At 55.9% G+C, this 22,948-nt stretch carries 18 protein-coding genes, 2 tRNA genes and 1 pseudogene; 7 read left to right on the forward strand and 14 right to left on the reverse strand.

Going from position 1 to position 22,948, the window contains the following annotated elements; genetic code table 11:
* Positions 1-97: 97 nt before the first annotated feature.
* Complete coding sequence (locus tag OKC29_RS17820) at positions 98-1,375, reverse strand: alpha/beta hydrolase (RefSeq protein WP_073351524.1); 1,278 nt, start codon at positions 1,373-1,375, stop codon at positions 98-100.
* Between the two features lie 225 nt (positions 1,376-1,600).
* On the opposite strand from OKC29_RS17820, the gene OKC29_RS17825 reads away from it, so the two are divergent.
* Entirely contained in the window at positions 1,601-1,735 is a 135-nt protein-coding gene (locus tag OKC29_RS17825) for a hypothetical protein (RefSeq protein WP_011707223.1), read from the forward strand.
* Positions 1,736-1,778: 43 nt separating this feature from the next.
* Here the strand turns inward: OKC29_RS17825 and OKC29_RS17830 are convergent.
* A tRNA-Asn gene (locus OKC29_RS17830) sits at positions 1,779-1,854 on the reverse strand.
* Between the two features lie 4 nt (positions 1,855-1,858).
* Positions 1,859-1,934, reverse strand: a tRNA-Phe gene (locus OKC29_RS17835).
* Positions 1,935-2,657: 723 nt separating this feature from the next.
* On the opposite strand from OKC29_RS17835, the gene OKC29_RS17840 reads away from it, so the two are divergent.
* Both OKC29_RS17840 and OKC29_RS17845 read left to right on the forward strand, forming a co-directional pair.
* Positions 2,658-3,815, forward strand: coding sequence for a tyrosine-type recombinase/integrase (locus OKC29_RS17840; RefSeq protein WP_162275768.1), 1,158 nt, complete (start codon positions 2,658-2,660; stop codon positions 3,813-3,815).
* A 38-nt stretch (positions 3,816-3,853) separates the two neighbouring features.
* A complete protein-coding gene (locus tag OKC29_RS17845; RefSeq protein ID WP_162275767.1) occupies positions 3,854-6,232 on the forward strand; it encodes a DUF927 domain-containing protein in 2,379 nt (792 codons plus the stop codon).
* A 446-nt stretch (positions 6,233-6,678) separates the two neighbouring features.
* Here the strand turns inward: OKC29_RS17845 and OKC29_RS17850 are convergent, their stop codons facing one another.
* From OKC29_RS17850 to OKC29_RS17880, 7 genes are all read right to left on the reverse strand, one after another.
* Positions 6,679-6,855 (reverse strand): hypothetical protein, encoded by a 177-nt coding sequence (locus tag OKC29_RS17850; RefSeq protein ID WP_005348328.1) that lies wholly within the window; start codon positions 6,853-6,855, stop codon positions 6,679-6,681.
* Between the two features lie 126 nt (positions 6,856-6,981).
* Positions 6,982-7,875, reverse strand: coding sequence for a helix-turn-helix transcriptional regulator (locus OKC29_RS17855; protein ID WP_073351518.1), 894 nt, complete (start codon positions 7,873-7,875; stop codon positions 6,982-6,984).
* A gap of 284 nt (positions 7,876-8,159) precedes the next feature.
* On the reverse strand, positions 8,160-9,401 hold the full coding sequence (locus OKC29_RS17860) for a tyrosine-type recombinase/integrase (RefSeq protein WP_073351516.1): 1,242 nt from the start codon (positions 9,399-9,401) through the stop codon (positions 8,160-8,162).
* A gap of 659 nt (positions 9,402-10,060) precedes the next feature.
* On the reverse strand, positions 10,061-10,495 hold the full coding sequence (locus tag OKC29_RS17865) for a DUF2787 family protein (RefSeq protein WP_043130272.1): 435 nt from the start codon (positions 10,493-10,495) through the stop codon (positions 10,061-10,063).
* Entirely contained in the window at positions 10,492-11,112 is a 621-nt protein-coding gene (locus tag OKC29_RS17870; protein ID WP_073351514.1) for a hypothetical protein, read from the reverse strand. The genes OKC29_RS17865 and OKC29_RS17870 overlap by 4 nt, the downstream gene beginning before the upstream one ends.
* Positions 11,113-11,134: 22 nt before the next feature.
* A complete protein-coding gene (locus OKC29_RS17875; RefSeq protein ID WP_029304363.1) occupies positions 11,135-11,437 on the reverse strand; it encodes a YkvA family protein in 303 nt (100 codons plus the stop codon).
* Positions 11,434-11,982, reverse strand: a complete 549-nt coding sequence (locus tag OKC29_RS17880) for a hypothetical protein (RefSeq protein ID WP_123785038.1) — start codon at positions 11,980-11,982, stop codon at positions 11,434-11,436. Before OKC29_RS17880 ends, OKC29_RS17875 begins: the two co-directional genes overlap by 4 nt.
* A 655-nt stretch (positions 11,983-12,637) precedes the next feature.
* On the opposite strand from OKC29_RS17880, the gene OKC29_RS17885 reads away from it, so the two are divergent.
* The 3 genes from OKC29_RS17885 to OKC29_RS17895 all read left to right on the forward strand — a co-directional run bounded on the left by OKC29_RS17885 (position 12,638) and on the right by OKC29_RS17895 (position 14,836).
* Entirely contained in the window at positions 12,638-12,913 is a 276-nt protein-coding gene (locus OKC29_RS17885; protein ID WP_223954878.1) for a HEPN domain-containing protein, read from the forward strand.
* Between the two features lie 73 nt (positions 12,914-12,986).
* Complete coding sequence (locus OKC29_RS17890) at positions 12,987-13,787, forward strand: PilZ domain-containing protein (RefSeq protein WP_162275766.1); 801 nt, start codon at positions 12,987-12,989, stop codon at positions 13,785-13,787.
* A gap of 68 nt (positions 13,788-13,855) precedes the next feature.
* Complete coding sequence (locus OKC29_RS17895) at positions 13,856-14,836, forward strand: IS5-like element IS5 family transposase (RefSeq protein WP_000019402.1); 981 nt, start codon at positions 13,856-13,858, stop codon at positions 14,834-14,836.
* A 531-nt stretch (positions 14,837-15,367) separates the two neighbouring features.
* Here the strand turns inward: OKC29_RS17895 and OKC29_RS17900 are convergent.
* From OKC29_RS17900 to OKC29_RS17910, 3 genes and pseudogenes are all read right to left on the reverse strand, one after another.
* A complete protein-coding gene (locus OKC29_RS17900) occupies positions 15,368-16,987 on the reverse strand; it encodes a diguanylate cyclase (RefSeq protein WP_050490563.1) in 1,620 nt (539 codons plus the stop codon).
* A 16-nt stretch (positions 16,988-17,003) separates the two neighbouring features.
* Positions 17,004-17,142 (reverse strand): annotated as a pseudogene (locus tag OKC29_RS17905) (transposase); the annotation flags it as partial.
* A gap of 645 nt (positions 17,143-17,787) precedes the next feature.
* Positions 17,788-20,001, reverse strand: coding sequence for an immune inhibitor A domain-containing protein (locus OKC29_RS17910; RefSeq protein WP_232090980.1), 2,214 nt, complete (start codon positions 19,999-20,001; stop codon positions 17,788-17,790).
* A 485-nt stretch (positions 20,002-20,486) separates the two neighbouring features.
* Between OKC29_RS17910 and rraB the strand changes: the two genes are divergently transcribed.
* Entirely contained in the window at positions 20,487-20,834 is a 348-nt protein-coding gene (gene rraB, locus OKC29_RS17915) for a ribonuclease E inhibitor RraB (protein WP_073351504.1), read from the forward strand.
* 68 nt (positions 20,835-20,902) lie between these two features.
* Here the strand turns inward: rraB and OKC29_RS17920 are convergent, their stop codons facing one another.
* Positions 20,903-22,876: a sensor domain-containing protein gene (locus OKC29_RS17920; protein ID WP_073351502.1), complete on the reverse strand. Its 1,974-nt coding sequence runs from the start codon at positions 22,874-22,876 to the stop codon at positions 20,903-20,905.
* Positions 22,877-22,948: the final 72 nt, after the last annotated feature.

Here is a 22,948-nt window from a genome sequence, read left to right on the forward strand (position 1 = left end):
GGTGTCCTTATTATTTTGTGCTGCTTCCAGAGGGGCGGGGCGACTCATGGGTCGCCCTCGATATTGTCGTCTTGCTGCGGGCGCGAGCCCGGCGGGATCAGCGATCCCGATTCATGCGGATGAGCCGGTCCAGGATCTGCTCACCATCGACCCGCAGGCCGTTGTGTTCGTATTCGTTGGTGATCCAAGCGCGGCTGTTGCCAAGCCCCTTGAGGGTGTCGCGGCAGTAGTCGAACTCCACGTACATGTCCTCGGCATAGACGGCGCAGGCCACCGGCACGGTGTTGCGGGCCAGCTGCGCCGGGTCGTAGAGGGGTCCCCAGTCCGCTTTCTGGGCCAGCAGGTGAGCGGCCTCCTTCAGGGGGATGAGCTCGCGGAACTGCTCGAACATCCAGGGGAAGATCATCTCGCCGGTGAAGGCGAAATCCTTGCCCGGCGCCCAGGCCAGGGCCGGGTATTCGCTTCTCACCCGCTCGGCTGCCCAGTTGCTGGCGCTTCCCTCGCAATAGATGGACTCGTGCAGGATGGCGAACACCGGGTTGGTGTTGAACGGCTGCATCGCCTGCACTTGGTAGAGGAAGGCAGGGTTGAGCCGCTCGCCGATGAAGGCGTCCTCCAGCAGGTAGTAGAGCTCCTCGACGGCGCCGCTGGCACCCAGATCCAGCCCCTGCTGCTGCAACTGCTCCACCGTCAGGCGCTGGCCGTTGGGCAGGCGCACCTCATGGCTGTGCAGGTGGTTGGCCAGCCGGTTGGCGATGGCCTGGGCGTGGGGGAAACGGGCGAAGAAGGCGCGGTTCTTGTCCGCCACTCGCTGGTAGGTGGCGCGGTAGACCTCGTCGGCACGGCGGCCGATGGGGGCCACCCCGCCGGTGAGGTAGACCTCGTGCAGGCTGTCCGGGAACAGGGAGAGGTAGGTGAGGCTGCAAAAGCCGCCGAAGCTCTGGCCGAGCAGGCTCCAGGGGCGCCCCGGGCTCAGCACTTCGCGAATGTATTCGGCATCGCGCACTATGCTGTCGGCGCGAAAATGACCGAGGTACTCCGCCTGCTGTGGGGCGGTAAGCTGGGCCAGCGCCTCGGCGCTGATGGGGCGGGAGTGGCCGGTGCCGCGCTGATCGAGCAGCAGCACCCGAAACTCCTGCAGGGCCCGCTTGATCCAGCCGCTGTCGGCGGTCGGACGCGGGGCACCAAAGCCGGGTCCACCCTGCAGGAACAGCAGCCAGGGCAGATCGTCGTGCAGCCGCTCCTGGCGACAGAGGGTGCGGCCGAACAGGGTGAGGGTCTCCTCGTCATCCGGTCGCTGGTGGTCGAGGGGCACGGTGAAGAAGCGGGGCTCGCAATGGATGCCATCCAGCACGTAACGCAACGGGCTGCTCATCTGGGGTCTCCCTGAGGGTAGGAAAATCGTCGGCCTCATCATAGCCCCGGCGTGGGAACGGGTCACGCCGGTTTTCCAAATTGTTAACATTGTCACGAAGGGAAAACGGGCGGTGGCAGCGTGATGAATTTATTGTCGGCAAGGGAGTTGACGGCGCCGGGCGGCTGCACAAAGATGGCTCGCCTGCCGACGGGGCAGGGGTCGTAACAGGACGAGGTGGGCTTGATGAAGCCTAAGTGGATACGATTTCGCAAAAAAGAGAAACGGGTAAACCCGGAGGGTGTGCTGCAGACAGGATTGCTGCTGTTCAGTGCCACCTGCGGAGCGACCCTGCTGCTGGCAACCTGCAACGGCAGCTGACCGAAATGAAAAAAGCCCGCTCGATGAGCGGGCTTTTCAAATTTGGCTCCTCCTACTGGACTTGAACCAGTGACATACGGATTAACAGTCCGCCGTTCTACCGACTGAACTAAGGAGGAATTGTGGTGCCCAGAGACGGAATCGAACCGCCGACACGGGGATTTTCAATCCCCTGCTCTACCGACTGAGCTATCTGGGCAACGGCGCGCATTAAACCCTTTCTGGACTGGGGTGTCAACCTTGCACCCCCAGTTTCTGGCATGTTTTTGCATAGGGTGAACCAAGTGGCGAGATAGTGAGCAAGGAACCCCTGAGTCCACACCGGGATCCGGTTGTCGGTATGTTCTTCTATCGAGGTTTTTTCCCTTTATGGAATTACCTTTTCGCTCTCTCACCCACCCCGAGCCCCCAACAAATGAGCCCACTTTTTGGCAAAAAACTGATGAACTAATGTGCATGTTTTTTGTGCGCTGAAAAGTTACCAGAAATTGACCAGACAGGGTTTGCTGTGTCGCTGCCTCTGTACCTCCGGTCGTCAGCTCCTCAGCGTCCCTGTGAAGAAGAGAAGTGATGGTGTTTCGGCGGGGTGAACTCAAATTTATTGTGACTAACATCACAAAATCGAATCTTGGTTACACCTTACAAAAGGGCTCAATCGACAAACTTTTTCGGAGTGGCAAATCACGATCACCCAGCAAATCAGGAGAGTTTGTCACGAGATTCAGAAAGTCGGTCTCCAGAAGGCGATCTGATATTTGCCTAAGAATCGCCTTCTCCAGGCGGCATCCAGAGTCTTCAAACATAAAAAATGTATTAAATATCAATACTCTGATTGTTTTTTGTGCAGTTGTTCTTTGGCTATGAAAATGCAAAATGCCTCCCATAACCGTCAATCCCGGCGGCTATGGTTAGAGAGGTAGTTGTGAGCAGCGAAGTGTCAACGCCAACTGCTAAAAGCAGGCTGGGGTCGTGTGGAGAACACGTCTCCAAACAAAAAGAGGTGAAAGACGAGTACGTCCCTTGGCTCGCATGGGTCACATATACATCTGGTGCCAGGGTCGGCTACTTCAATGTGCACAGAAACAATCAGCGTTATCGGTTTAAGATCGCGAGCACCAGTGAGGCTAGCCTCAAAGTGACGCGCGATAAAGCACGTAAACTGATGGCGGAGCTCATCACCGATCCTGATGGATTCAAGCAAGCCTATCGCGCTAGTTTATCGGTAGAGCGCTTCATTTATGATCATTACCTGCCCGCAGTGCAGGAAACTCATCGTTCTATCAGGACTATAAAGTCCCGTATAAAGCCAATCGTGGCAGCTTTAGGGCACAAGCCACTGAACCGTGTCATTCGTGATGACATCGAGCGCTTTCAAGCGGAGCAAGCAAAAACCAAATCTGTTGCTACGGTGAATCGCTACCTAGCACAGATCAAGGCTATTGCGACCTTCGCGGTGGAGCGCGGCATACTCAAAGCGTCTCCCGCAGCAGGTATTCCCGCCAAATACGAGCCTGTCCTGCCTCCCAAAGGCTTACCCGATGAGGCAGTCAATAAGCTGGTCGCTCGCTTGATGGAAGACATTGACGAGGAAAAGGCTCGTCTGTTGCTGTTCCTGTTCGCAACGGGCTCCCGGATGGGAGAAGCCAGAGCTCTAAAGCTGCAGGATTGTAACCTCACCACTCAGATCGCTTTTCTACCGACGAGTAAGTCTGGCCGAGAAAGGCTTATACCGCTTAATCAGTTCGCCCTTGAATTGGTTCAACTTCAGCGCCAGCGCCATGGCACGACCGGCCTGCTTTTTCGAGGCCAAGATGGTGTCTCTCCGATGTCGGAGCCCCGCCGTTACTGGTACCACGTCTGTAATGATTGCGGATTATCGGGGGTACGCATACATGATGCGAGGCATTCAGTCGCGACCTCACTGCTGAACAAGGGCTGTTCGCTCGATGTATTGCAGAAAGTCCTAGGCCACAGCTCTCCTCGGATGACTGAAAGGTACGCTAGGCACCACGATAAGACGCTGGTCAAGGCCGTCGACGTACTTCACACCGTATGGGACCTCCCCAACCTCACCTGCTAACAAACTTTAGGAGATGGGGGAGGGAGACTCCCCCATTAATGATTATGCATCGTTCCAAAAAAGATAATAACGGTAAACTGAATCTTTTCATTACTGATAGGACGCATCAAAGAAGGGGCTCACTAGGTTCCCTCGATATTGCTAATCAGGTTGTACCGCCGGCAGACTCGGTACCGGACTCGGATCAGGGGGCATCTGCGCCAGAATCGCACCCTGCAGTCGCTCCTGACTCGCTGCCGTTACTGGTGGAGGAAACGAACCTTGATGCACACCATGGTGATGCTCATCGAGCGAATATTGCCCCCGATGCTGTGAGCCCATTGTCCGAACAGCACGAATGTTGTCAGCCATATCCTGATGACGAGACTCAATATAACCCTCTCGTTCGGCGTGAACTGCTTATGCTGGATCAGTGTTCAGCAGAATACACGTTGTACAAGGAGGGGCGTTGCTCGGTAGCCTCTGATGGGACTGTGTGTGACCCAGATGGTGTGGTGCTTTCTAGGTCTGAGCCGGAGATGAAAAAACCGGTTCATTCGAGGCTTATCCCTGATGGCTTTGCGATGTTCCCGTGGGGGAAATTGGCTAGCGATCATGGCAAGCCAAAAACGATACTCGGTAAGCCATTGCTGCCGGTATCAATACTCCGAGCTGACAGTGCAGCCGTTAGTGGCATTCGTTTCATGTATCTGGATGAGCGAAAGCAATGCCAGCGCATCGACCTATTCTTCGATAGGGTGATTCATGAATACAAAGCAGTGAAGGCCGAGCTATACCAAGCTGGGATTGAATGCCCTGGGGCACGGGAAGATGGGCTGCTGTCATACATGCACGCCAGCATCAGTATCCAAGGTCTTTGCGTGGTCCGTCTGCATCAACAAGCAGGGTTTGATAGTGAAGATCTCTGCTATCTCTGGCCTGGTCAGTCAATTTACAAAGCGGGCTATAGTGGTCCTCAGCACGAACTGGTGTCTGCTCTTGGTGAGCATGACGCTATCCACTCGAATGGAACGTTGCTGGAGTGGAAAGAGAACGTCGCGCTTCCTGTCAAAGAGTCACCAACTATGCTCTTTGCAATCATGGTATCTCTAGCCAATGTATTCATGACGTTATCGAATATTGGGACCATGATTTGTCACTTCTTTGGTGCAAGTTCTTGTGGCAAAACGACCCTTCTACAAGTGGCGCAAAGCGTGTCGGGCGTTGCATCCGATCCGAGTGGTGGACCGGCAACGGCCATTGTGAAATGGGATGCAACGTTGGTTGGGCTTATCGCCAAGTTTCAGCAACGGACTGGTATTGGTATCTGTCTGGATGAGGTAGGTTCGTTGTCTAGCCGCGATCTACTTCAGTTCGTCTATGCGGCGACCGGGGGGCAGTCCAGACTGCGTAGTAACATTAATGGGACATGCAATCAGAGCCCATTAAGTTCTGTGGTTTGCGGTCTTTCTTCGGGGGAAGAGTCCATGAAGGAGAAGCTTGAGCGGAGCAAGGAGGGCACCAAGGGAGGGATTTTTGTCAGAGTGATGGATATTGAGATGATGGCGGAGGATGTCGCGCTGGCGGATGAAAGCCTTGAGCTGACTCGTCGCCGGGTGAATGGCTTAAAAGCCGCAGCCTCTCAGTACTACGGTACGGCGATGCCTGCATATATTCAGGCTCTGTTGAATATGCCAGACATCGATACCCCTGCTGATTTAGCGGTTATCTTTGCTGCTAAGCGTGAAGAGTGCCAAGAGTGGCTGATGAGTCGCTCGGGATTAGAAACCCCTCCGTCTCTTGCTGATCGTGGTGCTGGCTGCTTCGCAAACGCAATGGCAGCGGGGCGATTGGCCGTTGAGTTAGGTATTCTGCCGTTTGATGTGGCGTATGTGGATAATGCAGCGTTGGTATGCTTCCGACGGTGGCTCATGTCAATGGGAGGCATCATGGATGATGTCACCAGAGAGGCATTGCAGTTTATGGGTAAGGTGGCCAAGAACCAGCATAAACTGAATCAAGGACGGATTGCTCATGTGACAAGAGAGTACTGGGGGTTCACTGAAAACGGTAGATGTTACATTCGCAAGGCCATTCTTGATGACCTAGTGGTAAACAACCGTGGCAAAGTCGTTAAGTGGTTGTACGCAAACAACTACATTGATCGATATGCAAAAGATCGCTATGCCAAAAACTTCACCATAGGCGATGCTGATGTACCGTGCTATTCGTTCGACTTGAACAAGTTGTTTAGTGGTGGTGATTGGCTTCCCTCGCAGCCCTCAAGCGATGGTGGGGTGTGCGAGACGGAGGCATCAGCAGCATCCGAACCTCCTGCTCCAAGTTTCACCCGCCGCGCGACGAGCGAGACGGGGTGCGTGATGGTTGAGTCCTCACCAGACATGTCAGAGATACCGGTAGATGTCGAAAAATTCTAAAAGATGAAGGGGGGGCCAGTGCGAACTGGCCCCCTTGCTTTGTGGGATCCGGTGGCAAATTACCGTGGTCTCTACACAGTTACTCAGGGCAGCGAATACTTGTCAGTCATGGGGTGGTTGACCGATGCTACGGCCAGAAAGGGGAGGATCGTTTCAGCAGGCCGAGAAGGCCAGGATGATCTTGTTGTGGAGGTTTGGAGAGCCGTGAGGCTAAAGCGGCTCATTGGGTCGCTAAACCGCGATACGGGTGTCTCACCGTGGGGGGAGATACCGGTGCAGTTCAGTGACGAGATCCCAAGCAGTCCTCCTGCATCAGCAGGTATTGTCAAACGGTTAAAAAAGAGGCCAGAACCGACTGGCCCTGACCTCTTCACTTCCGAGCTTTCGTGGCAGATATCGCTCAGAAATCCATCTTCATAAAACAGGAGTTAGTTTATTTCGCTGGATTAATATACTTCATATCCAGCGGGAACGCGGTCCCCTTCATCAATCTCCTCTCGGGATTCACCGATCACCCGGTTAACCCGATCCCAGAACGTCTGACCATCAGTTTCGGTCAGGCCGTATTCCTGCTTAACCTCGCGCTTTGCCGTGGACTCTTTCATTTGGATCATTTTACTCATGTATTACTCCTTGGATTGCTACTGCTTGATGGTTGACGACAATGCAAAACAGCGGCGACAGGTGGTGTCGCGGCATGTCAGGCGCTGTCGCCAGATGTATAAACTGGGATCTTTGTCACAAATTGGTCAGGGCGGAGCCTGACTCATCAGGGTCAATAGATGGCGTAAATCACGGACGATCTGCTCATGGATAAATCCGGGCGAGATCACAGTGAGCCCCGGCATCCAGGACTTGATGACGGGCAGAATTTGATTGGCATCGAGCACGCGACTGCTCAATAACAGCGCACCGTCATCCAGGGTTTTGACGATTTCCTGCTCGGGCAGCAATGGGCGGTGCTGAAAGTTGATGGCGATGGAGGCACTGGCCTTGAGGAGCACCTCGATCATGCCGGAGCGCCAGAGCGTCGGGTCGGTATCGATTTGTCGTTGAATAAGCGCATCGCGGATGAAGGTCTGTTGCGATAGCTCAACCAGCGCGATGGAGCTCAGCGGGTAGGCTTGCAACCGCCCCTCGCTGACGCCGACCAAGTGCCAGGTGCCTTTGTAGTTGACGAGCTGATAGGGGCTAAACAGTTGCTTGCGCTGGTCTTTGGTGATGAGCCAGCATTGCAGGTGCTGGGTCAGTGCCTGCTCTAATACCGGTATCTGGTGAATGAGTGAGTCGGCTGATTGACCATCGAACCCCTTGATGGCGAAGAGACTGGGGTTGCCTCTGTCCAGCAGCTGACCCAGACGATGTTCGCTGGCACGAGGGAACAAGTCGGTGATACCCAACTGCTCGGCCAGCTTTCGCAGTTTTTTGTCGTTCTTGTGATTGAGAAACTCAGGATCCAGCCAGTATTGCTGGTTGCGGTGCTCTATCGGTAGATAACTGAGGCGTTGATTGAAATCCCGCTGCAGGGTGCGCACGGTGACGTTGTACTCGATGGCCAGATCACTTAGGTGCAGCTTCTCACCGCTGTACAGGCGGGTGAGGAGCATACCGAGGCGCTGAGCAATCTTGTCGTGTTCGTGCATACCATCACAGAAGGGGAATAACCGTGTTGCGGATTATCCAAACAGGCCGCGACACGGCGTGACGAATTGGCTGGTAGGCAGTTTTTCGCAAAACCCATCATCGGCGATGGGCTTTTGTCATCAGGTGAGGGGTTTTGTTATCAACTGGCGAGGAGCGGTTGAGAAGGCTCATAAGCCACGACAGGTTTTGTGTAGCGGTTTGTCGGGACGGTCGCTGAAAACGGATCATTGGGCTGCTAAACAGCAATATCGGTATCTCACCACTGGATGAGATACCGACATACCTAGCTGGCCTGAACCCACTCGCCCTCTTCGGGAAGCGGCAGCGGCTTGGATGGTACTGAACTGGTCAGGGCATCATGGATGCAGTTGGCTATTTTCTGGCTGGTCTGCTGCATCCGAGTGTTATGCAGGTGAGCATAACGCAGTGATGTCTGACTGCTCCGGTGCCCAAGCTGGGATTGCACATCAAACAGGGTGCCGCCGTTGGAGACAATCAGCGCCGCGACCGAATGGCGACAGGTGTGCAGGCAGACCCCCTCTTTATCTATACCGGCCCGCACCAGCATCCGCTGAAACCCCTTGGTGGGATTTTGCAATGGCTGCCCTTGCCGCTTGCCTGGAAACAGGTAGGGATTTCCCTGTGTCACCGGTAAGTAGTTCAACAGCTCCACCGCCATATGGTTCAGGTGCAATACACGGCTATGGCCGTTCTTGGTGTGTGGAATGTATAGGGTCTTGTCCTCCTTGTTGTAGTGCTGCCATTTGGCCCTTGCCAGCTCAGCCCGGCGCAAGCCGGTGAGCAGCAACATCTTGACGTACTGACCGGTATAAAAACTCTCATGTTGATCAGCGGCCCGGAACAGGCGACGGATTTCATCTGGAGTGAAGTAACGTTCGCGCCGATTGTTCTCTCGCAGCAACGACACCAAGGCGGCGGGATTGTCCTTGATCAGTCCGGCACGGGCTGCCCAGGTCATGATGGCCTTGAGCAATGCCAAAACGCGATTGCAGGTGGCCGGGGTGAGGCGTTTGAGCAACATCTGTTGCATGTTCTGGATGCGGGTAACGGTGATCTCTTCCGGGATCAGGTTGCCGAAGATTGGCCGTAGGTGATTACGGAAGCGATGTTCATCCGTCTTCCAACTGCGATTTCGTGATTGCAGATAGGGCAGATAGTCTTCCTGAAACAAATTGCTCAGGGTCTTCTGATTACGCTTGTCCTCCTTGGCTTGTTGCGGGTCAACGCCTTCGGCGATCTTGCGTTTGTAGTCGAGCGCGAGCTTACGAGCCGCGCTGACATCCAACGCGGGATAGTGCCCCAGGGCAATGGCCCGCTTGCGTCCATGTATTTGATAGCGCAGCAGGAACTTGCGGCGGCCTTCCCCTTTGCCCACCAGGCAGCGCAGACCGGTCACGTCGGTATCTGAATACTCCGCTTCGGTACTGCGGGCGTCATCTGGGTTTGGGGGCAGATCGGCAATCCGTCGATTGGTGAATTTAAATCGGGTAGGTGTTTCGTTCATGGTTCGCTCCTCAACATGTGAGCTGGTTAGACACGGCATAGGCCCCCTTCACAGTGGAAAGGAGGCCTAATCCCCGTCTCTGGCTTGGCGATTGAAGTGGTCGTTGCTCATCGCGCCTTGGCCTGGTTGGCCCGGCACGATGACAACGCGGGAAAGGTGAGTGAACAGATGGCCGCCCCGGTCGCTACCCGGTCCGATCCCGTAAAAATGCTACCGAGCCCCGTGTCCGCCCCGCACAAACGGGGGGAAACGGGGCGCGTTTTTCCCTTTGAGTGATTAGGCTTTTTCATCTCAACCCCGTAAACCCGCGAAATTTGCGGAAATAATGGGTGAGTTAATGAATAGGTCGGGTTGCCCCGCAATGTCACGGCGAGCCCCGTGTCCGCCCCGTGTCCGCCCCGTGTGAGCGGGGGGAAACGGGGCTGGTTTTTCCCTTTGAGTGATTGGGCTTTTCCATCTCAACCCCGTGAACCCGCGAAATTTGCGGAAATAATGGGGGAGTTAATGAATAGGTCGGGTTGCCCCGCGTATTCACGGCGAGCCCCGTGCCCGCCCCGTGTGAGCGGGGGGGTAACGGGGCGCGTTTTTCCCTTGGAGAGATTGGGTAAATCGACGCCAACCCCGTGAACCCGCGAAATTTGCGCATTAATAGGGAGGGATCATTCAGTGGCTACCGTGATCGCATAGACACCCAGCGACAGGTAGGTGAGGAAATTGCCCTCCCATAATTCATAGAACTCACCCAACTCAGACAACGGCACCACATGCGCATAGGCAATCAGCCCTTCCTGGCTTGAGAAGTCAAAATCAACCTCCTTAGCCAATTCGGCATAGTCACCCATGCCGACATAGGAAAAGTCCGTCATATAGACCAAGGACCATAGATTTCCTCGGCGTTGTAGACGGATTTCCACCGGATGAAAGCCACCACTCTCCGGACCATAACCCGGATCACGAAAGTTCATCGTGACAGCACGGGCTTGGGGCCATGTGGGATGGTGCGTGTTCAGCAGGTCGGTCAGACATACTGCGAACTGGCGTGAAACCGGCAGAGGGAGCCCCTGCCAGTTCAGTGCTATGTCACGGTTGCTCATTGTTGGGCCTCCTCACTGGCCGCCGGGTCTACGGTTTCAACTTCACCCCCTGTCTCATCCATCTTGTCTGACAAACCGGCCTGGTCGTTGGCTGTTTCCAAAAACGGGGGCTCATTGCCTTTCTCGATGGTTATCTCATCGGTCATGTCATCTTGGCCCTTCTGCCCCTTGGCTTTTCCCTTGCGAGCCTGTTTATCCATATTGACTGGTTCATCCAGCTGAGTAGACCAGTCGCTGAGAGAGAGACCGGCCCGGTGGAACGGCGAGTTGGGCTCGGCGGCCACCAGTAACTTTTCAGCCCGCAGGATGGCGGCGAGGAAACCGTGGTTATTGGCACTGCCTCGAACAAACAGCGCCTTGAGCGCTACCGATTTGAATGGCGCATCCTTGAGGATATCCAGCAGTGCCAGGATGTCATCGAGCGATAACCAGTGCTTGCTGAACAGGCCGCCCGTGTCGTTGGCGGTAATGCGAAGGGCGTAGCGACCCTCATCATTCTTGCCCACATCGTAGTGCAGCAAACCACTGGCCCGTGCGCTTATCTTCGGTGCCTTAGCGGATTTAATAACAGTCCAGACCGGAGCAGCCGACGCTGCCGGTTGTGTGGCTTTAGCCATAATGAAATTCCTTCTGAAGGGGTTACTTGAAGAAGTCAGCCGCTTTGCTGCGATGACCTTGATGGATATGACTGCCTAACGAGGCAATGGCACCGCTAATGACCCCCAGGTCATCGGTGAGACCCACGCCGGGGATAAAGTCCGGTACGGCATCGACCGGACAGAGCAAATAGGCGAGTGCGCTGACCACGATGGTCTTGACCCACACAGGCGTCTGCTCGTCGGCCATCAACAGGTAGAGCAAGACGGCCTGCTCAACCAGCAGCTTCATGCCCTTGATGTGTTTGAGCTTGGCGAGTAGCGAGGAGCGGTTTATCTCGGTCATGCGGCCCACTCCCCATCCCAGTCTGACTCCAGCGCCAGACTGACCACGCCATCGCAGATATCCAGGACCGGACCAGAGTTCCGGGCGGTGACGTTGAGCAACTTGAACACCGGATGGTCTTTATCGTGCAGCGCCACTTGTGTGCCTTCCAGAGCAATCCAGCGCTCCGGTAACGGCAACCAGTAGACGGCCTGCTCGGCGCTGTCCGTGGTGAAGCTGCTGTCACCCATTTCCCACACCTCTTCAAAGATGCCGTTGTCCAGGTCATGGGTGGCCTGACCGGAGAAGCGAGCAATCGACAGCACCAACTGCCCTATCTGAGTCGAGGGCAGTTGGTGCAAGGTGTAGGTATTGGTGTGACTGAAGATGGCGACCAGTACCGGCAGACCGGGCATTGGCAAGGATTCCGGTACATAACGACCGTGGATGCGGATGGCTTTGACCAGTTGATGATGGCGTAGCAGTGCTCGCGACAGGGTATCCAGATAATCCTGAGTCGCGTTTTTGCCTTCGCCAATGGCATCGAACAATGAAAGTTCAGACATGGATGTTCTCCTTGGATGTTCCCGGACCGGAATGGTCATGGGTTATCCAGAGATTCATATATGTTTGAGGATTGGGCTTTTACGGGAATGGGAGAGCAGGAAATCAGGATGACCAGCAATTGATAGCGGATGAGCGGTGATTTTGAAAAAGGCCATGCAGGGAAAGTGAGGGCTTCCCGCGTGTTGATGCTGTCCATCACCCTCTAATGCGGATTAGTTTGTTGATCTTGCTCAGAAAACTACAATTCCCCTCTTTTGTGTCATCTATCTGAAGCGCTAGGGTAATCGTTTGGAACTGCCTCTCCTGAATCACCCATGAGCCAGGCTGGAGAAACGCCCTAGGTAAAAAACAGCAGACTGAAGGTTGTAATTCAGGAGCGGTAGCTTAGGCACAACTCGGGAGCCATGCGACCACGTTAGGAGGCAGCGATTATCCCAGTGGACTGACTTGTCAGCTGTTTTTTTATACAGTGGTAGTGATAGCGCAAATATAGGGGGGCAAACGAATGCGTTTGAGCGTCAGAGGTAGACTGGTAATGCTATGATTTAATTTTGATTTTTGCTTGGCGGTGATGAAAATGGGGCGGAGTTATATGGAAGGCTCTGTTAACGGATTAGTACCGCCTTCCATCTAATCACTGTCAGAGATTACAAGATGTCCCTTGCCAAAACCGCATTCGAGCACGGAATAAAAGACGCCGAAGAACTCCTTGCTCACTTTGACGCCATGAACGCAAATCCTCCGCCACCAAACGCCGAAGTCTTGAAGCGCGCGGGGCTGGTCATGGCACTAACGGCATGGGAAACATACGTAGAAGACCGAGTAACAGAAGGTGTCCAAAAGCGCCTTGCTGCTGTCGCCGGTAGCTATGTCGGAAATTTCATCCTGAAAAAACTGCAGGTTGAGCTATGTGAATTGTATGAATCCTGAGTATCATATCCTGGCTGTGGTGGCATACAGATAAAAATAGTTATTAACTTCGCCCTGGAATATGAAATATGATTTGAAGAATATTTTTTTGATGTCACATGCAATAATATGTTTTTCTTTATATGAGGTGCCAGTGAAAACTGTAAAAAAGAAACTGAGGGAAATAAAGGACTCTGGGTACATTGTTATTGGGTCTGATATCTTATTACACCTTAATCCTTCTAGTAAGGCGGGAATACAAATTAGACAACCTACAGGAACGACAAAAAGACTTTCTGCTTTTTTTGTTGGTATGGATAGACAGCCCCGCCTGTACTTTTCTTTCCCATCAGCCAGTCGGGATGAGATGCTTTCTATATGCCACCCCGGATACAAAGTTCATGCCTCCGTTTTATGTGAGAAAGGAATTGGCTCCATCGTTTATTTTGATGGAGTGATTGATAAGGTTGGAACCGAGCCAGCTATTATAACAACTGATGTGCCAGAATATATTACAGTGAATCGTATCCGCAAGGAGGCTCGTTATCCAGTCTCTATTTTTGGATGGTCTATCGTTGGTGAGGGAGTAAGGTTACCACTTAAGCTTATCGATATATCAACATATGGATGTGCTTTTATAGTAAAGCATTTTTCAATACCTTTAAAAATGGGTCAAGAAATTCAAATATTCTTTGATGATATTGAAATAGGGAAAAACATGACTCTTAGTGGATGTATATGTAATCAACAAAAGCTACTTGGCTCTATTGTGTATGGAGTCAAGTTTGATTCGTTTGGTATTGAAAGTGGTAAGCACTTGTTTACATATCTTGAATTCAATGGGCAAATAATGGTTGCTCGTTATGGCTCTGACGAGTCTCACGATAACGCCTAGGGAAGGTGCGAACAAGTCCCTGATATGAGATCATGTTTGTCATTTGGAGCCATTAAAAAGGGTTCATCATGAGTCATCAGCTCACCTTCGCCGACAGTGAATTCAGCAGTAAGCGCCGTCAGACCAGAAAAGAGATTTTCTTGTCCCGCATGGAGCAGATTCTGCCATGGCAAAACATGGTGGAAGTCATCGAGCCGTTTTATCCCAAGGCTGGTAATGGCCGGCGACCTTATCCGCTGGAAACCATGCTACGCATTCACTGCATGCAGCATTGGTACAACCTGAGCGATGGCGCGATGGAAGATGCTCTGTACGAAATCGCCTCCATGCGTCTGTTTGCCCGGTTATCCCTGGATAGCGCCTTGCCGGACCGCACCACCATCATGAATTTCCGCCACCTGCTGGAGCAGCATCAACTGGCCCGCCAATTGTTCAAGACCATCAATCGCTGGCTGGCCGAAGCAGGCGTCATGATGACTCAAGGCACCTTGGTCGATGCCACCATCATTGAGGCTCCCAGCTCGACCAAGAACAAAGAGCAGCAACGCGATCCGGAGATGCATCAGACCAAGAAAGGCAATCAGTGGCACTTTGGCATGAAGGCCCACATTGGTGTCGATGCCAAGAGTGGCCTGACCCACAGCCTAGTCACCACCGCGGCCAACGAGCATGACCTCAATCAGCTGGGTAATCTGCTGCATGGAGAGGAGCAATTTGTCTCAGCCGATGCCGGCTACCAAGGGGCGCCACAGCGCGAGGAGCTGGCCGAGGTGGATGTGGACTGGCTGATCGCCGAGCGCCCCGGCAAGGTAAGAACCTTGAAACAGCATCCACGCAAGAACAAAACGGCCATCAACATCGAATACATGAAAGCCAGCATCCGGGCCAAGGTGGAGCACCCGTTTCGCATCATCAAGCGACAGTTCGGCTTCGTGAAAGCCAGATACAAGGGGTTGCTGAAAAACGATAACCAACTGGCGATGTTATTCACGCTGGCCAACCTGTTTCGGGCGGACCAAATGATACGTCAGTGGGAGAGATCTCACTAAAAACTGGGAATAACGCCTTAAATGGCGAAGAAACGGTCTAAATAGGCTGATTCGAGGCATTTACGGGAGAAAAAACGGCTCAAACATGAAGAAATGAAATGACTGAGTCAGTCGAGAAGAATTTCCCCGCTTATTCGCACCTTCCCTAGGGGGGTCCGTTCGTGGTTACTCATTAGTTTATCTTGCGTATGGAAAGCGAATGTAGTGGTCTAATCATATCTGACATCACTAAGCAATTACTCAAGTAGGCTACGTAGCATCCAAGCCGTCTTCTCGTGTAATTGGATACGTTGTGTCAACAAGTCAGCGGTCGCTTCATCATTTGTGCGGCCTCAACCAGAGGAAATAAGGACCGAGCTGTTTTAACAACGGCCTCCTGGCCCATAACAAGGTTTGCAATCATCACCATGGCAGCAGGAACTGACATCACTGGATTGTCAGAACATGGAACTCACCTGATTCAGGAGCGCTTGCTGCTCATAATTCAGCGCCACCCTAAGCAATTAGGATGATTGTGCCAATCGTGGCAACTCAGCCTTCAAGATCCGGCGTCGGAAGATAGGGGAAGAATTTTCTGTCCTCGCCCATGATATGCTGAACGATGACGTCGTGGGCTAGGAAGCCAAACAACTCACTGATCGAGAGCTCGTCGTGGTCAAAGCGCTCGGACATTTTAACGACTTTTCCTAGAAGCGCTTGATGGCATCGGCGGTGATGATCGATATCAGGAAAGGGCGTGGTGGCGATGAGTTCGATCTCATCCCTGAAATGACCGGCAATGATCTCCATTGTCCGATCCAGAAGAACCCGGCACTCCGCCTTGGTTTGTCCGTCCGCGATGGCTGAAAGCAGAAGGTTTGCTTGATCGAAAAGAGCCTTGTGTTCTTCGTCGAGTCGGGGATGACCACTCTCGGCCATATCATTCCAGAGCAAGCGCACGAACCCTGGCCTCTTGCCGACTTCATCCTCTTGCCGGAGCCGGATCTGCGTCTGGTTTCGTCCGGAATGCTTAGCCTGATATAGTGCCTGATCTGCGAGCTCGACAAGGCTTTCGGGGGTTTCGAGTTCGTTCGCATAGCAGGTTGCGACGCCCAAACTAGCCGTCACATGAGGGGCGGCCGTATTGTCTTCATGGGGAATCTCCAATCTGGTGACAGCATGGCGAATGCGTTCTGCCAGAGCCAGTGCTCCATTGGCGCCCGTTTCGGGCGCGATGACCACGAACTCCTCGCCACCTAACCGGGCCGCGAGATCAGGGGGCCGGTGGACGGAAGCCTTGATCGCCTGGCCGATAGCCCTCAGACACTCGTCCCCTTGGACATGTCCGTAGCGGTCGTTGAAACGCTTGAAGTAGTCCACGTCTAGGATGATCAGGGAGAGCGGCGCCCCGGATCGCTTGAGCCGGAAAAACTCGGTGTTCAAAACCTCGTTGAACCGTCGCCGGTTTGCGAGTCCGGTGAGCGCGTCCGTCGTAGCCGCTAGTCGGAGGGCCTTGTCCGCAGCCTCGTGCATCAAGAGCATGAAACCTATACCGCAAACGATAGCCGCGATGAGGATGGCAACAAAGGTCAGTGATTGGATCAATCCCGGTGTGAAAATGTTCATTCCATGGGCAAATGATGGATGGAGACGGCCAAGGAAACACAGCGCCAGGACGATAAAGATCGCACCTAGCCCTTTCCGTAGCCGCGACGAACACGTGGCGCCGAACAAGCTCAACCCTCCCAGAGCATACAGGCTACTAATCACGAGACTGGAGACGAGAACATACCGTGTTTTGGCGACCGCTTGATCCGGATACAGGAAATCGATGCTCGCAAACAGCAGTGCTCCTGTCACGACGACCGCGATGAGTGGCTCTGTGAGGCGAAAGCGCGAGGGGCTGATCAGTGTGAAGGCGAATATTTCGAGTGCGATTCCGATATAGACGAGGATATTACCGACATGGGCTGATAGCAGCAGCGGAATAATGCCCCGAAAGCTGATAAGCGACATCCCGAGCGCTCTCAGGAACTGGCCGGAGACAAAGAAAGAGAGCGCGCGTTTTGATCCCCCCTCATAGCGATATAGCCACAACAGTGCAACTATCGAGAGGTCGGCCATCGCGCACAGTTTGATTGCAGTTGGTATATCGATGTCAAAGAAGGCCAATTGTCTAGCTCCTCGGATACAACCACCCAGTTGCTCAGTGTGCCTTTGGCAATACCCAACCTTCTGGCGGCTTCAGCTTGGCCAAGGCCTTGCTCCAACACCAGTCGAACCGCCTCTGCCCGAAACTCTGGTGAATAGTGTTCTCTCGATTTCATTCAATACCCCCGATTGTCTCATCGTAACAATCGGGACTGTCTGTGAAAATCAGGATACCTCAATGAGGGCCATGGGGTCCACAGTATCTTCCATGACTGTCCGGGAAGCAGCCCCTCTGCGATAACCGGGATTCGGCTCACGACACAACCTGTATAACGTAGAGTTGGCAGGGAAAGTAGGGGCGATTCAGAGGGCACGTGTTGTTTGTAAGAAGTGGGAGTCATTTCAGGGGAGGGAGGCGTACTTTGCTATCGGTTGTCAGATGAAGCAGCGGAGCAGGAGGCGGGGATTATTAATCCCGAGCTCGGTGAGCAACCTTGCCAGAGATTGACCAGAGACGCATAACAAAAAGGCCTCGCATTGAAAGCGAAGCCTTGTGGGGTGTGCTATCCAGAGCTGTGGTATGGAAACTGTCATGGGGATTTTCAATCCCCTGCTCTACCGACTGAGCTATCTGGGCAACGGCGCGCATTAAACCCTTTCTGAACGGATGTGTCAACCGCAGGGCGCAGATAGTCGGACTGTTCGCTCGACAAGTGAGCAATCAGGGCGTTTGTTGGGCTGTTTGGCCCGTTTTCATCCTGGGCGGCAGGTCAGCAGATAAAAAAAGGGGGCCTGAGGCCCCCTGCTCACAACTGTCGTGCTCAGTGGCGGCTGACGATGATCCGCCCGGTGCTCATGTCACGGGCCTGGCCGGTGACGCTGATCTTGAGCCCGTATTCGGGCAGCAGGCGACCGGCATCCGGGATCTCCTTGCTCTGGTAGCTGCGGGAATCCTTGAACACCCGGTTCGGGGTGATCCAGAAGTCGCGCAGCAGGGAGCCGCTCGGGTGCTTGAGGTTGAGTGGCTGCTGGAAGCCCAGGCTGAAGGTGGCGTCGTGGATCTGGTAGCGGGTGCCGGCCACGGCGCCGTCGCTCCACTTGATGGTGCGCTGATCCGCATCCACCACCCCGAGGAAGCCTTCACCCGGGTGGACACCCACCCAGTTGTTGGCCTGGCTGTTGTCCACGTACCAGAGCAGCATGCCCGGCTCGTAGCGCATCAGCTGGTCGGCCACGTTGATGTGGGCCAGCCCCTTGTCCACCCCGGCGTGGTTGCGCCACTCGGCCAGGTAGTAGTGATCCTTGGCCTCGTTGCCGTTGCTCTTCACAAAGCCGGCCAGGGTAAAGGCAGAGCTGCCCTCGGCCCCGTCGCTCAGCAGGGTGTCGCCATCGGCGAGGATCTGCAGCTCGTCCACGAACAGCCCGTTTTCGGCCACGCCGCCATCGCTCTGGTATTGCAGAGTGAGGGTGACCTGCTGACCGGCCCAGGGGGTGAGATCGAACTCGGCATCGGTCCAGCCGTTGGAGTTGCCGGTGATACCGATCCCGAAGCCCACCCCGTTGGGATCGTCGCTGGTGGTCAGGTTGCCCGCGATGGGTTGGCCGTTGACCAGCACCCGGGCGTAGTCGTACCCCTCTTCAATCTGATACCAGGCTTTGAAGCCGAGGCTGGCGCTCTGTTTGCCGCTCAGGTCCAGCTTGAGGCTCATGCGGTTGTCGAGGTTGTTGCCTTTGCCGCCGTGGTATTGGTATTGGCCGGCGTAGGGCGGGTTGAGCGGGATCTGCTTGGCCGGCAGGTTGATACGCACCACGTCGTCGTTGCGCCCCTTGTCGTTGGCCTGATCCAGCATGTAGACGTTGCCGCGGGGGCTGAGATCGGCGAGCTGCACGTTGCTGCCGTGCAGCCAGTTGCCGCCAAGGGAGGCCTGCAGGAACTCCTTGGCCCAGGCGGAGAACCCGGTCGGCTCGGTGCCGCCGATGACCCCGGCCCAGGAGCCGGAGGACATGATGGACCAGGTCGCCACCGGTTCCCCCTTGCCGGTGTATTTGGTGTCGTACTCGTCCGGCAGCCCCAGATCGTGGCCATATTCGTGGGCGCAGACCCCGGCCGCCGCATCGATGGGCTGGATGGTGTAGTCGTAGGCGGCAAACTGGCCGCCGAAGTTCTGGCTCGGGCTGCTGGTGCCGGGGATGGGGTAGGGGGCGCCCAGATTCCAGCGGTGAGCCCAGATGGCGTCTTCGCCGAGATCGCCGCCACCGGCCTCCTCGCCGACACTGGAGTGGAAGATCATCAGGTGGTCGATGAGACCGTCCGGCTCGTTGCGGTTGCCGTTGCCGTTGAGATCGTAGCGATCCTCCTGGTCAAACTGTGCCAGATCGATGGCAGGGTCGTTCGCCACCTGGATCAGCGCCTCCTTCACCAGCTCCCGGATGGTGTTGGGGGTAGCGTTGGCGCCGTAGTAGGCCGCGTTCTTGTCGGCGGTATACCAGCCCGCCACCTGACCGCGCACGCTGTAGCTCTGGCCGGACTGCTGCTCGTAGAACTGGCGCATGGAGATGAACCGCTCGCCGTTCGGGCCGGCATAGCCCTTGGACGAGAACAGCAGATCGTTGTAGTGCGCCGGGGTGTAATCCGGGTAGTACATCTTGGTGAGCTCGGGGCGCACGCTGTTCTTCGGGTAGTCGGGGAAGTCCACCAGGATGGCGAGGATCTTGTCCTTGCGCATCTGGCCCTGGTAGTGCTCCCGCTCGATGGCCTTGAGCAGCAGGGTAGGCACCCGATCACCGGGACGGGCGGTGCCGTTGAGGCGGATCTTCTTGAGGATGGTCTCGCGCACCTTGCCCTCTTTCACCGCCAGGGTGCCGCTGTTGCCCTGATAGGCCCGCGATTTCTCGCGATAGTAGCTGGCGAGGGCCGCCTGCTCCTGCTCGGGGGAGGCCAGGGTGGGGATGCGGCCGCTCTTCTTGAGCATCTCCAGCACCTTCACCTCGTCGGCCAGCGGGGCATCGAACGGACCGTGGACCGGGGCGGCCATGGCCTGGTTTCCAATCATAAGGGTTGAGCCGACAAGCAGGCTCATTATTGTTTTTTTAGGCATTATCTATGTGCTCCTTCACATGATAAAAAGGGAGCCTGGCTGGCTCCTCTTTCCGTACGGGCAGTGCTCCGCCCGCGTCCCTTGATACACCTCGTCCATGGTCTTTGTCACCGGGGTGCCGCTGGTGGATCCTGCTGATTTCAAACGGCTTGTTGCGGGGGTTGTGCGGTTTTCCCTTGTCCCGCTGAAGCTCCATGTGGAGCAGTTCATTCCCGGCAAAAGATTACGCTTTATTAACCTTTTGTGATGGCACCCCATTTGGGGTGGCCGCCGCCAGCTGCTTATCTTGGCTTGCCGCATTGAGCCTAGGTGGCTGTGCGGGTATGCTTTGCCGCAACCATGCCTGCGGGGCAGGGGCACAGCCGATACGGCGCTCGCCCGCGCGGGCATTTGATACCAACACAGTCGCATCTGGGGTTAATATGAGTCTTGATATGCAAGAGTGGCGCGAAGAGACCACCGCCATCGTCAACGAGTTGCTGGCCGATGGCAGCAACCCGGATCTGGAATACGAGATTGAGCACCACTTTGCCTGCCAGGATTTCGATCTGCTGGAGAAGGCGGCGGTCGACCTGTTCAAGGCCGGTTTCGAAGTGACCGATGCCGAAGAGATGGAGCTGGATGACGGCGCCACCATCTTCTGCTTCGATGCCACCACCGAGTGCAAGCTGGACATCGAGACCATAGTCGCCGATATCGAAAAAATGCTGCCTATCCTTCAGAAATACGGTGTGGATTACGACGGCTGGGGCACCTACTTCCAGGAGTAATTGCGCCAGATAAAGCATGCTTTGCAAAAACAACAAGGCCACCCTCGGGTGGCCTTGTTGTTGCTGGCTTACTGCTCCGGCAGCTGGTAACTGCGGGCAAAATCGGCGGGGGGCAGGGGGCGGCTGAACAGGTAGCCCTGCAGCCGATCGCAGCCGGCCTGCACCAGCCACGCTTGCTGCTCCTGCGTCTCCACCCCTTCGGCGGTGATCTTGATGCCTAGCTCGTGGCCCAGCCCGATGACGGAGCGCACGATGGCGGTGGTCGCCTGGTTGGTGGCCAGCCCCTGGGTGAAGCTGCGGTCCAGCTTGAGGGTGGCCACCTGCAGCCTGGGCAGATAGGCCAGCGAGCAGTAACCGGTGCCGAAGTCGTCGATGGCAAGCTGAAAGCCGGCCTCGATCAGGTTGGCCAGGTTGCTCTCAATCTCGTCGGCATTCTCCATCAGCACCCCTTCGGTGATCTCCAGCTCCAGCTGCCAGGGGGCGAGCCCGTGACGTTCGATGCAGGCGAAGATCTGCGGGCAGAGCTCGGGGTCGCGAAATTGCAGCGGCGACAGGTTGATGGAGAGCACCAGATCCGGCGCCGCCACCTGCCAGTGGGCCAGCTGGGCACAGCCCTGCTCCAGCATGTGGCTGCCGAGCAGGCCGATGAGCCCCAGCTCTTCCGCGAGCGGGATGAACTCGTCGGGCGAGATCATGCCGAGCTCGGGGTGGGGCCAGCGGCAGAGCAGCTCGGCCCCGTGCAGCTGGCTGGTGCGGGTGCTGATGATGGGCTGGTAGACGGCGGTCAGCTGGCCGGACTTGATGGCCAGCGGCAACTGGGCGGCGATCAGCTGGCGGCGCTTGAGCTTGGCATCGAGTTCGGGATCAAACAGGGTGCAGTGCTGCTGCTGGCGCTTGCCCTGGGCCAGCGCGGCTTCGGCGTGGCTCAGCAGGCGTTCGGCGTCGTTGGCCTTGCCGTGGGCGATGCCGAGGAACACCGGGATCTGGATCCTGTGCTCTTCCACCTGATAGGGCACCATCAGCGCCCCCTGCAGGCGGCGGCTCCAGCTGGTCAGCGGCTCGCTCAGCTCGGGCAGCAGCATGGCAAAGTCGTCGGCGGCGACCCGGCACACCAGTGACTGGGGCGGGGCCAGCTGTTGCAGGCGGCGGGCCACCTGATTGAGCAGCCGGTCGGCGACCCGGATGCCGAAGCGGTCGTTGATCTCGCGAAAGTGCTGTAAATCGACCAGCACCAGGCTGGCCTTGCGGGCGCCGAGATGGCGGCTGGTCTGCAGAAAGTGGGAGAGCTTGAGCAGGCCGGTCAGGCTGTCGTAGTGCTGCTCCTGCTGCAGCTGGGCCTGGGTGGTGCGCAGCCCGGTGATGTCGCGGCTCAGGGTGAGGATGCCGAGGGAGTTGCCCTCGTCGTCCGGCACATCGACCCGGGTCACTTCCAGATGGCGGCCCTGGCCGTTGGCGTCCACCAGGCAGTATTCACCGCGCCCCATCGGCAGCTCGGTGGAGAGGCGGTGGGCGACCCGCTGGCCGAGCGCCTCGCTCGCCACCATGCCCATGAAGTCGAGAAAGGCCTGGTTGCAGTCGATCAGCAGACCTTGGTGGTCTTCCAGCCGGATCGGATCCGGGATGGCGTCCAGCAGGCGGCGCTGCAGCAGCTGCTGCTGGCGAAAGGTCTGCTCCAGCTCCTTGCGCTGGCCAATTTCATTGACCATGCCGAACAGGGCCACCGGTTTGCCGTGCCCGTCGTAGAGCGGGATCTTGTGGATCTCCATCCAGCTGGTGGCATCACCGCTGCTGCAGTGCAGCTGCTGATAGAGCAGCGGTTTGCCCTCCGCCAGCAGGCGCAGATCCTCTTCCCGAAAGATGTCGCCCCAGGGCATGTCGGCATCGGTCTTGCCGATGAGATCCGTCGGTTGCGGCAGGCCCGCCTGCTCCGTGAAGGCGCGGTTGGCAAACAGGTAGCGCCCATCCGTATCCCGGCAGAAGATATTCATGGGTAGCTGGTCGATGATCTGCTGCAGCAGGGGCAGGGTGAGCAAGGAGTTCACACAGACACTCACGGGGGAAATTTCGAGCAAATCTATGATAGCAGGCTGGTTTTGTAAAGCTTGGGTTAAGGC

The organism is Aeromonas sp. QDB34 (assembly GCF_027705405.1).
GTDB lineage: Bacteria > Pseudomonadota > Gammaproteobacteria > Enterobacterales > Aeromonadaceae > Aeromonas > Aeromonas hydrophila.

Bases quoted from the DNA above. Each gene is read 5' to 3' on its own strand.
- OKC29_RS17875 (WP_029304363.1), bottom strand. From the start codon at position 11,437: ATGACCGAGATAAACCGCTCCTCGCTACTCGCCAAGCTCAAACACATC.
- OKC29_RS17885 (WP_223954878.1), top strand. From the start codon at position 12,638: ATGTCCCTTGCCAAAACCGCATTCGAGCACGGAATAAAAGACGCCGAA.
- OKC29_RS17855 (WP_073351518.1), bottom strand. From the start codon at position 7,875: ATGCACGAACACGACAAGATTGCTCAGCGCCTCGGTATGCTCCTCACC.
- rraB (WP_073351504.1), top strand. From the start codon at position 20,487: ATGAGTCTTGATATGCAAGAGTGGCGCGAAGAGACCACCGCCATCGTC.
- OKC29_RS17860 (WP_073351516.1), bottom strand. From the start codon at position 9,401: ATGAACGAAACACCTACCCGATTTAAATTCACCAATCGACGGATTGCC.
- OKC29_RS17850 (WP_005348328.1), bottom strand. From the start codon at position 6,855: ATGAGTAAAATGATCCAAATGAAAGAGTCCACGGCAAAGCGCGAGGTT.
- OKC29_RS17825 (WP_011707223.1), top strand. From the start codon at position 1,601: ATGAAGCCTAAGTGGATACGATTTCGCAAAAAAGAGAAACGGGTAAAC.
- OKC29_RS17865 (WP_043130272.1), bottom strand. From the start codon at position 10,495: ATGAGCAACCGTGACATAGCACTGAACTGGCAGGGGCTCCCTCTGCCG.
- OKC29_RS17820 (WP_073351524.1), bottom strand. From the start codon at position 1,375: ATGAGCAGCCCGTTGCGTTACGTGCTGGATGGCATCCATTGCGAGCCC.
- OKC29_RS17910 (WP_232090980.1), bottom strand. From the start codon at position 20,001: ATGGCCGCCCCGGTCCACGGTCCGTTCGATGCCCCGCTGGCCGACGAG.
- OKC29_RS17845 (WP_162275767.1), top strand. From the start codon at position 3,854: ATGATTATGCATCGTTCCAAAAAAGATAATAACGGTAAACTGAATCTT.
- OKC29_RS17870 (WP_073351514.1), bottom strand. From the start codon at position 11,112: ATGGCTAAAGCCACACAACCGGCAGCGTCGGCTGCTCCGGTCTGGACT.
- OKC29_RS17895 (WP_000019402.1), top strand. From the start codon at position 13,856: ATGAGTCATCAGCTCACCTTCGCCGACAGTGAATTCAGCAGTAAGCGC.
- OKC29_RS17880 (WP_123785038.1), bottom strand. From the start codon at position 11,982: ATGTCTGAACTTTCATTGTTCGATGCCATTGGCGAAGGCAAAAACGCG.